Genomic DNA, 9579 nt, shown 5'->3' on the forward strand with positions numbered 1-9579 from the left:
AGCTGATCGAGGTGCAGACCGGCTCCTATTTCGGCGAGGACGACATCATTCGCCTCAACGACGAATTCGGCCGCGTCTAAGGGATTTCGCCGAACGAGGGCCATTGATGCGAAGAAGCCCGCAACGGAGGCCCACCATTTCCCTTCCTAAACAAGGCCGCGAGATAGGTCGTCTGTAGACCGGTACAGATCGAACGATTTAATATTGTCGAGATGCGATGCATGAAGTCTTGTATCAAGCAAGGCAAATAGGCGGATATCGTCGGATCGACGGGAGAGTGGCGTTGCGAAAAGTGGACACGGCGTCGGGGAAAAACTCGGCAACCCATTTACCCCTGCAATAAATGTAGGGGGCGGAAGATCTACACCGTGAAACATTATTTGGAAGTTCGTCTGGCTTGCCTTTAAAGGATTGAGCCGTCGTCAGGTAGCAAGCATTTCAATATATCTCGCGACATCGTGGTCACGATGCTTTTGTATTCGACGCCATCCGGCTGCCAGCGCCGGTCTCCGACTCAACGGTTCAAGCTCGATGCATTATTTCAGCCATCGATCGGTGGCTTGATGAGAATGCGAAGGTTCCGCGCAAGCAGTGTCATGCCGCCAAGCAGGTGTTCGACCGACTTCGGCACGGGTGTCGTTTCGCCGGGACTTGCACGATTACCAACGACTATGACGCGAGCGAAGTTTGTGTTTCCCGGAGGTCTGAGTCCCACCTGCGCATCCGCCAGGGCATGTGCCGGCCGACTTTGACGAGACTACAGTGTTGATCCAGACCAGAAGCAGAAAGCCCGCTTCGTCGTGCTCGACTTTCCGCACAGCGATGGTTGCTATGCGCGGGCCTATGAGTCGGTGGCCGAGACCTGCGTCAATGGCTCCATGCGTTCGTGTTCTTCGCGTGTGTGCCCCCGATTATCTCGATAGCGACTGTTGCCTCGCTGCAATGATCCTTCCCAACGGGCATAGAAAGTGACTGGAGGGCGGCCACTTTCGATGCCCAGGGCCTAGCACCCGGTCCGCCTTTGCCACGAGCGGGTTGCGGTAAACTGTTTTCGACCGCCTTGCGAAAGCGTTCGAAGTTCAGACGCGTTCACCGCAGCGATAGTTAATCTGTGGCGATTGCCCGGCATAGCGACACAAGTATCCATACCTATTGCGCATTCTCTGGGCTTGCCGTATATCCAGCGGCGGGCCACCCTTCCCCAACGAAGGGCTTTCTATCTGAGAGGATAGCCTCATGACTGAGACCGCAAAGCCGGACATCCGTCCGCACAATGCTCATTTTTCTTCTGGCCCATGCTCGAAGCGCCCTGGTTGGTCGCTCGATGCCCTTTCCAATGCGGCCCTTGGCCGTTCGCACCGTGCGAAGGTCGGAAAGACCAAGCTCAAGCAAGCCATCGACCTTACCCGTGAAATTCTGAACGTACCGGCGGATTACCGCATCGGTATCGTTCCCGCTTCCGATACTGGCGCTGTCGAAATGGCCATGTGGTCGCTGCTCGGCGAGCGCGGCGTCGATATGGTGGCCTGGGAAAGCTTTGGTGCCGGCTGGGTGACGGATGTCGTCAAGCAGCTGAAGCTGAAGGATGCGCGCAAGATCGAAGCCGACTACGGCGAGCTTCCGGACTTGTCGAGCATCGACTTCGACCGCGACGTCGTCTTCACCTGGAACGGCACCACCTCCGGCGTCCGAGTGCCGAACGCCAACTTCATTCCGGCCGATCGCAAGGGCCTGACGATCTGCGACGCCACGTCGGCCGCCTTCGCGCAGGACCTCGATTTTGCCAAGCTAGATGTGACCACTTTCTCCTGGCAGAAGGTTCTGGGCGGGGAGGGGGGCCATGGGGTCATCATCCTCTCTCCGCGTGCGGTGGAGCGGCTGACGACTTACGTCCCTGCCTGGCCATTGCCCAAGATCTTCCGCATGACTTCGGGCGGCAAGCTGATCGAAGGCATCTTCACCGGTGAGACGATCAACACGCCGTCGATGCTTTGCGTCGAGGATTACATCGATGCGCTGCTCTGGGCGAAATCTCTCGGGGGCCTCAAGGCTCTCATCGGCCGGGCCGACGCCAATGCCAAGGTCATTGCCGATTTCGTCGCTGCCAACGACTGGATCGCCAATCTCGCGGTAAAGTCGGAAACAGCGTCCAACACGTCCGTCTGCCTGCGTATCGTCGACGCGGACGTCTCGGTGCTTGACGAGGATGGACAAGCCGCTTTCGCAAAAGGCCTTGTCGCTCTCCTCGAAAAGGAAGCGGTGGCATTCGACGTCGGCCATTACCGCGATGCGCCGTCCGGTCTGCGCATCTGGGCCGGTGCGACGATCGAGACATCGGATATGAAGGCACTTATGCCTTGGCTCGCCTGGGCTTTCCAGACGCAGAAGGCAACGCTTTCCAAGGCCGCTGCCTGACCGAGCGATCCAGGCTCCGCCGAGAGGGCGGAGCCACAACATTTCATTGACTTCATCGCTGAACCCATTCTCAGGAGGCCATCATGGCACCTCGCGTTCTCGTATCCGACGAATTGTCGGAAACTGCCGTCCAGATTTTCCGCGACCGTGGCGTCGAGGTCGATTTCCAGCCGCAACTCGGCAAGGACAAGGACAAACTTGCCGAAATCATCGGCAATTATGACGGTCTCGCGATCCGCTCCGCGACCAAGGCGACGGAAAAGCTGATCGCTGCCGCCACCAATCTCAAGGTCATTGGCCGCGCCGGCATCGGCGTTGACAATGTCGATATCCCGGCAGCGTCCCGCCGCGGCATCATCGTCATGAACACGCCGTTCGGCAATTCGATCACGACGGCCGAACACGCTATTGCGCTGATGTTTGCCGTTGCCCGCCAATTGCCACAGGCCGATGCCTCGACGCAGGCCGGCAAGTGGGAAAAGTCGAAATTCATGGGTGTTGAAATCACCGGCAAGACACTCGGCGTCATCGGTGCCGGAAACATCGGCTCTATCGTCATTTCGCGCGCCCTGGGGCTGAAGATGCACGTCATCGCCTACGATCCCTTCCTGTCCAAGGAACGGGCCGAGGAAATGGGCGTCACCAAGGTCGAACTGGAGGAGCTTCTTGCACAGGCTGACTTCATCACCTTGCATGTTCCGATGACCGACAAGACGCGCGGCATCCTCAACAAGGAGGCGCTTGCAAAGACGAAGCCAGGTGTTCGCATCATCAACTGCGCGCGCGGCGGGCTGGTCGATGAGGCTGCCCTTGCTGAAGCCATAAAGTCCGGCCATGTCGCCGGTGCGGCCTTCGACGTCTTCGAGGTCGAGCCTGCTAAGGAAAGCCCGTTGTTCGGTCTGCCGAACGTCGTCTGCACGCCGCATCTGGGCGCTGCCACCACAGAGGCGCAGGAAAATGTCGCCCTGCAGGTCGCCGAGCAGATGTCGGACTACCTGATGAAGGGCGCCGTTTCCAACGCCATCAACATGCCGTCCATCACTGCCGAGGAAGCACCGCTGCTGAAGCCGTTCATCCGTCTTGCCGACGTGCTTGGCGCCTTCGTCGGCCAGGTAACGGACGAGCCGATCAAGGAAATCGAGATCCTCTACGATGGCGTCACGGCCACCATGAACACCAAGGCGCTGACATCGGCGCTGCTGGCCGGCCTGATCCGTACGCAGGTGTCGGACGTGAACATGGTCTCGGCGCCGATCATGATCAAGGAAAAGGGCATCGTGTTGTCCGAGGTCAAGCGCGACAAGACCGGCGTCTATGACGGCTACATCAAGCTGACTGTCAAGACCGACGGCATGACCCGCTCGGTTGCAGGCACCGTGTTCTCGGATGGCAAGCCGCGGTTCATCCAGATCAAAAACATCAACCTGGACGCGGATGTCGGACAGCACATGGTCTACATCACGAACACCGACGTTCCCGGCATGATTGGCTTCATCGGGACGACGCTCGGGCAGGCCGATGTCAATATTGCCAACTTCCAGCTCGGCCGCGACAGCCAGGGCGGAGACGCCATTGCGCTGCTCTACGTCGATGGTGCGATCAGCGACGATGTGTTGGCAAAGCTGACGGCCAATCCTGCCATCCGCCAGGCGCGGCCTCTGGTCTTCAACGTCGACTGATCTATCGTCAACTCAACTCAAAGCCGGCGCGAGCGATCGCGTCGGCTTTACGCGTTTTCAGTAGCATTCAAAGAATCCGACCGACAGACAGGTAGATGAGGCGTTTGATCTCTCGGCGGGCGCGGGTGGTCATGTCGAGGATGAGGGCGGTGAAGATGCTGAGAAACCCGAGCAGCACCATACCGAGGCTGAGGATTGCCGTTGGCAGGCGTGGAACCAGTCCAGTCTCGAAAAAGGTCATCAGGACAGGCACCATCAGCACGGTTGCAATGGTAAAGAACAGCAGGCCGAACAGGCCGAAGAACATCAGCGGCCGCTCTTCCTTGATGAGCTTGACGATCATCAACATGATACGCGCACCGTCACGTACCGTGTTCAGCTTGCTCACCGAACCTTCCGGCCGTTCGCTGTAGGGTGTCGGCAATTCTGCGCAAGGCATGCGCAGTTCCAGCGCATGTACTGCAAGCTCGGTCTCCGTCTCGAAGCCGCTGGACATGGCTGGAAACGATTTGACGAACCGGCGCGACAGGACCTTGTAGCCGGACAGCATATCTGAAAATTGCGGTCCGAAAATCCAGCGGACGATTCCGGACAGAAGCCTGTTGCCGAACTGGTGACCGGGCCGATAGGCGCCGCTAAGTGTTGAGACGCGCGAGCCGTTGACGAAATCTAGCTCGTCTGAAATCAGCGCGTCAATCAGCATCGGCGCGAACAGGGCCGAATAGGTGCCGTCACCATCTGCAAGCACATAGATGTCGGCATCAATATCTGCAAACATGCGTCGAATGACATTGCCCTTGCCCTGCCGCTTTTCCACACGAACGATGGCGCCTGCAGCACGGGCGATGGCGCCGGTGCCGTCGGATGAATTGTTGTCGTAGACATAGACGGCGGCACCCGGCAGCGACATCTGGAAATCGGCCACTACCTTAGCGATCGTCACGGCCTCGTTGTAGCAGGGAAGCAGCACGGCGATCCGCTTCTTGCCGAAGGCCGCTGACGAGGGTTTGAATTCCGTGATTTCCAGCATTCGGCAGCTCCAGCACGCAGAGGCTTTCCGTGCCAAGAATTGAGACGGCACGGGCCTATAGCTCTAAAGGCGTGTCTTTAAGATTTGGTGCTAATGGGGGCATCCGCGCAACGATTTCCCAATCACCGAATAGGGATGGTTTATGAAATTTGAACGTGACTTAGGTGCCAGGTGGGAGCAAGGCCTTCTGTGGCCGGCCTCGAAATGCTAATTTTGCAGCGCACCCTTTCCTATGTCGCACCGCACACTATTTTGGGAGCATGAAGGAATTCCTGGCAAGAGTTGACGATCAATTGAACTGGCTGCCCGGCTGGATCGTAGGCTTCGTGCTGATCATTGCTGCGATCCTGTTTGGCCTCGTGGTCCACAAGCTGCTTTTCAACATGCTCACGAGGCTAGTCGCCACCTGGGATCTGTTCTGGCGATCGCTGATCTCGCGCACGGAACGCCCAGCGCGTTTTGCCATCGTCGTCGCTGCGTTGGCTTTCGCGGTCTCGGTTGCCCCGTTGACCGAGGTGCAGGCATCTTTGTTGCGGCACGTCCTGCTCATTTGCTTCATCGCGCAGGTTGCCTGGATGAGCAAGTCGGCCCTGCACATCTGGATGATCGTCTACCTCCGGCGCTTCAAGCTCGATGCGGAGGACAATCTGCTTGCCCGCAAGCATGTGACGCAATCGAAGATCATGCAGCGTATCGGCGACCTCATGATCGTCATCGTGGCGATCGCTGCAGCGCTGATGACGTTTGAGCCGGTGCGTCAATACGGCGTCAGCCTGCTTGCCTCGGCCGGCGTCGCCGGTATCGTTCTCGGTCTTGCCCTGCAGCCGGTTCTGAAGAACCTATTTGCCGGCATACAGCTTGCGATCACCCAGCCGATCCGTATCGATGACGCGTTACTGGTCGAGGGCGAGTGGGGTAACGTCGAGGAGATCACCTCGACCTATGTCGTGGTCAAGCTCTGGGACTGGCGCCGAATGATCCTGCCGCTCAGCTATTTCATGGAGAAGCCGTTTCAGAACTGGACACGCGAAAGCTCGTCGCTGATCGGCACTGTCATGATCTATCTCGACTACAGCGTGCCGGTGGCGGCTTTGCGCGCGAAGGTCGAGGCGATAGCGGCGGAATCGGCCTTGTGGGATCGGCGCGTGGTCAATGTCGCCGTCACGGATTTCCGCGAGACTGTGCTCGAAGTCCGTATTCTCGTGTCTGCATCGAGCGCTGGCCGGACGTTCGACCTTCGGTGCGAGGTCCGTGAAAAACTGATCGAGTTCATTCAGTCGGAGTACCCGAAGGCGCTGCCGCAGTTGCGCATGGACATGCGCGACCTGGTGCCGCGCGAGCCGAACCAGTCGAGCCCTGCGGCGTAGGCTGCCGTTGTGGACGGATGCGATTTCTAGGTCTCCGGTCGATGCTCGCGGTAGATCCAGGCGGTGTTCTCCAATAACAAAGGGTCGACTGCGTCGCTCAAAGCTGCAGTTCGAACCATTCACCGTAACGCTACGACAAAATTGCATTGAGGGCATTGCGGTTTTATCGCTCGACGCCTCTATTCCGTCGTCTTTTCGGTGCCGTTCGTTGGACATCTTTTTGGTATTGGATGGTCTTTATATGAGGGCAGCGTTGCGTCGGTTAGCATCCAGCATGCTTGTTCATCTCCTGCTTGCGTCCGCCGCCATGGGCAGTTGGGCTTTTTATGCAAATCGCAGATATCCGATGCCGCAGCCCCTGTCGGCCGGGCTCGTGCAGGGAATGCTGTCTGCGCTGCTTATGGTGCTTCAGAAGTCGGCAATAGACGTGCTGGCAAGGCGCTTTCCTGTCAGTTCAGCGCTTTGGGCCCCACCGCTGATTACCGGCCTGGGTTCTGCAGCCGTTCTCATCCTGGTGCATCGTCTTGGCGGGACGCCGCGGATCGCACAGACCATTACCCTGCCGCTGATCGTCTCGACGAGCTATGCGACAATCTATACCTTTTGCATCGTTCGCGCGCGCGGCGAGACGCAGTGAGAACGACAAAACGCTCTATCAGCCGGCCGCCGATCGGGCGGCTACCTGCGTTTGCGCTCCGGGCCTTGCGTGCAATGCCAATTCTTTCTATATCGTCTGCCAGAAACCGCAGATTTCCGGAGCCTCTTTTGGTCCGGCAAGCCAGATGTCGCCGCTCTGCGGGCATGGCGCGGAAGGTCACCAGAACGCGCGACAAGGGAACGGCAGGCAGACCGTGAATTCACTCGATTTCGACAAGCGTCCGGAAGATACCCGCATCGTCGTTGCCATGTCCGGCGGCGTCGACAGCTCTGTGGTGGCCGGCATCCTGAAGCGCCAGGGCTACGACGTGCTCGGCATCACGCTGCAGCTCTACGACCACGGTGCTGCCGTGCATCGTGCCGGGTCTTGTTGTGCCGGACAGGATATCGACGACGCGCGCCGGGTTTGCGAGACGATCGGCATTCCCCATTACGTGCTCGACTACGAGCAGCGCTTCCGCGACACCGTAATCAATCCCTTCATGGAAAGCTATGTTGCCGGCGAGACGCCGATCCCTTGCGTCTCCTGCAACCAGACGGTTAAGTTTGCCGATCTGCTGGCAACAGCGAGGGAGCTCGGCGCCGACGCGCTGGCCACTGGCCATTACATCCGCTCGCGTGCGAACCCCTCTGCCGACAATCCCGGGCGCCGGGCGCTCTACCGGCCTGCCGACGCCGATCGCGACCAGAGCTATTTTTTGTTTGCGACAACGCAGGAGCAGATCGATTACCTGCGATTTCCGCTCGGCGGCCTGCCGAAGGCCGATACCCGGGCTCTGGCCGAGGAGATGGGGCTTGTCGTTGCCAAGAAGGCCGACAGCCAGGACATCTGCTTTGTGCCGCAGGGCAAGTATTCTGACATCATCACGAAGCTGAAGCCGAATGCGGCGCTCGCCGGCGAGATCGTCCATCTCGACGGACGCGTGCTGGGCAACCACGAGGGCATTCTGCACTACACGATCGGCCAGCGGCGCGGTATCGGCGTTGCCACTGGCGAACCACTCTTCGTGGTTTACCTTGACGCGCGGTCGCGCCGCGTCATCGTTGGGCCCAGGGAAGCGTTGGAGACGCACCGGGTTCACCTGCGCGACGTCAACTGGCTTGGCGACGAGGCACTTGAAGTGGCCGCTGGGGGCGAGGGGTTTGCCTGCTATGCCAAGGTTCGCTCCACACGCCAGCCGACGCCAGCCGTGCTGCACGTTAACGCGTCTGGCATCTATGTTGATCTTACGATCAGCGAGGCGGGCGTTGCCCCTGGACAGGCCTGCGCCCTCTATTCCACACCCGGCGACAACGCCCGCGTCTATGGCGGCGGCTTTATCGAACGATCTGAACGGGAGCCATCTGCCGAGGCGTCGCTCGCAGCCCTGCTGCGACCGGCCGTCGCCGCCTGAGCATTGCCAAGCGCCGGAAAACTACTTGTCACTCGGCGCGTCGATTTTTGTCTTCGCCGCGCTTGACACTAAGGTGAAGGCGGTTTTATAAGCCGCTCAACCAAACAGATCTTTCGCCTCGAATTTAAGAGTGTCGCATAGGTCTTGCGGCGGGGTAGCTCAGGTGGTTAGAGCAGCGGAATCATAATCCGCGTGTCGGGGGTTCGAGTCCCTCTCCCGCTACCACTACAACCCTTTAGTTAACTTCAATTCTCTAGGTGCATCGCTTACGATAAGCACCTATCTATGTAGCGCGATTGTGCGCGTCGCTGCTTGGTGTCAGACAAAGTGGCACTACAGCTTTACCCAATCTATGAGCATGGCATCAAGGTTTTCGTACTCGGCCAATATTGTGGCTGGAAACTCGACATCATGGACCCTGATTTGCCCGTTAGATTGACACAATACTCCTATCGAAATCCCAAAGTAAGTTTCTCGGCGCTTGCTCCACGGCGATTGCTTGACATAATGCCTTTTTGCAGAGGTCGTGAAGTGCTTGCGCTCAACTTCCAAACGTTCCTCCGTGGGTCTCTGTCGGCTAGGCATAACAACTCTTTGATGCAGGGAGGGACGGTTCCATGAAGAGAGCGTGGGTCAGGATGCAACAGCTGAGCTAGTCTACCAAAATAGTGTTAGACATTTCATAACGTTACCTATATTTAAATCATGAGAAAACACATATCAACAACGCGGACGATTTTTTGCATCGATTAGCGCCTGCGTATATTGATAATTATTATTTGTAGTATAGTTTCTATATTATCACTCTCCTCTGTTGGGGTTATTATGTACTATTTAGTCTATTTCCGGAACTAGTTGTTGTGCAATGATTTATTGTATTATGCAAAGCTATGTTTTATTATAGATAGGGCAGGTGAATATTACCGTCCGTTCTATGCGAGGGTTTGCAGAGCATTGGTTTTGTCACGCCTCATTGCGTAGCGTATCGCTCCGGCGTGGACCGCCTTGCGAGTTTTGGGCGATATCGTGATTTTGCG

8 protein-coding genes and 1 tRNA gene are annotated in these 9579 nt (G+C 57.9%); 7 read left to right on the forward strand and 2 right to left on the reverse strand.

Going from position 1 to position 9579, the window contains the following annotated elements:
• Nucleotides 1–80 (forward strand): hypothetical protein (locus EQW76_RS28110; RefSeq protein ID WP_143123504.1); only part of this gene is annotated, 80 nt, incomplete at its 5' end.
• 461 nt (nucleotides 81–541) lie between these two features.
• Here EQW76_RS28110 and EQW76_RS29105 read toward each other — a convergent pair.
• Nucleotides 542–715 (reverse strand): hypothetical protein, encoded by a 174-nt coding sequence (locus EQW76_RS29105; protein ID WP_153816516.1) that lies wholly within the window; start codon nucleotides 713–715, stop codon nucleotides 542–544.
• Nucleotides 716–1236: 521 nt separating this feature from the next.
• On the opposite strand from EQW76_RS29105, the gene EQW76_RS28120 reads away from it, so the two are divergent.
• Nucleotides 1237–2415 carry a phosphoserine transaminase gene (locus EQW76_RS28120; RefSeq protein ID WP_143123498.1) on the forward strand — a complete coding sequence of 393 codons (1179 nt, stop codon included), beginning with the start codon at nucleotides 1237–1239 and terminating at the stop codon, nucleotides 2413–2415.
• A gap of 83 nt (nucleotides 2416–2498) precedes the next feature.
• The gene (gene serA / locus EQW76_RS28125; RefSeq protein WP_143123499.1) at nucleotides 2499–4094 is read left to right on the forward strand and encodes a phosphoglycerate dehydrogenase; all 1596 of its coding nucleotides are present in this window, start codon (nucleotides 2499–2501) and stop codon (nucleotides 4092–4094) included.
• 67 nt (nucleotides 4095–4161) lie between these two features.
• Here the strand turns inward: serA and EQW76_RS28130 are convergent, their stop codons facing one another.
• The gene (locus EQW76_RS28130) at nucleotides 4162–5124 is read right to left on the reverse strand and encodes a glycosyltransferase (protein WP_143123500.1); all 963 of its coding nucleotides are present in this window, start codon (nucleotides 5122–5124) and stop codon (nucleotides 4162–4164) included.
• A gap of 260 nt (nucleotides 5125–5384) precedes the next feature.
• Here EQW76_RS28130 and EQW76_RS28135 point away from each other — a divergent pair, with 260 nt between their 5' ends.
• From EQW76_RS28135 to EQW76_RS28150, 4 genes are all read left to right on the forward strand, one after another.
• Nucleotides 5385–6491, forward strand: coding sequence for a mechanosensitive ion channel domain-containing protein (locus tag EQW76_RS28135; protein ID WP_143123501.1), 1107 nt, complete (start codon nucleotides 5385–5387; stop codon nucleotides 6489–6491).
• A gap of 346 nt (nucleotides 6492–6837) precedes the next feature.
• The gene (locus EQW76_RS28140; protein ID WP_348539578.1) at nucleotides 6838–7128 is read left to right on the forward strand and encodes a hypothetical protein; all 291 of its coding nucleotides are present in this window, start codon (nucleotides 6838–6840) and stop codon (nucleotides 7126–7128) included.
• A 214-nt stretch (nucleotides 7129–7342) separates the two neighbouring features.
• A complete protein-coding gene (gene mnmA, locus EQW76_RS28145; protein ID WP_143123503.1) occupies nucleotides 7343–8542 on the forward strand; it encodes a tRNA 2-thiouridine(34) synthase MnmA in 1200 nt (399 codons plus the stop codon).
• A gap of 148 nt (nucleotides 8543–8690) precedes the next feature.
• Nucleotides 8691–8767, forward strand: a tRNA-Met gene (locus tag EQW76_RS28150).
• Nucleotides 8768–9579 lie beyond the last annotated feature (812 nt).

Origin of the sequence: Rhizobium sp. rho-13.1 (assembly GCF_007000305.1) — a bacterium.
In the GTDB taxonomy this organism is placed as follows: Bacteria; Pseudomonadota; Alphaproteobacteria; order Rhizobiales; family Rhizobiaceae; genus Rhizobium; species Rhizobium rhododendri.

Bases quoted from the DNA above. Each gene is read 5' to 3' on its own strand.
- EQW76_RS28130 (WP_143123500.1), bottom strand. From the start codon at position 5,124: ATGCTGGAAATCACGGAATTCAAACCCTCGTCAGCGGCCTTCGGCAAG.
- EQW76_RS28135 (WP_143123501.1), top strand. From the start codon at position 5,385: ATGAAGGAATTCCTGGCAAGAGTTGACGATCAATTGAACTGGCTGCCC.
- EQW76_RS28120 (WP_143123498.1), top strand. From the start codon at position 1,237: ATGACTGAGACCGCAAAGCCGGACATCCGTCCGCACAATGCTCATTTT.
- serA (WP_143123499.1), top strand. From the start codon at position 2,499: ATGGCACCTCGCGTTCTCGTATCCGACGAATTGTCGGAAACTGCCGTC.
- EQW76_RS28140 (WP_348539578.1), top strand. From the start codon at position 6,838: ATGCCGCAGCCCCTGTCGGCCGGGCTCGTGCAGGGAATGCTGTCTGCG.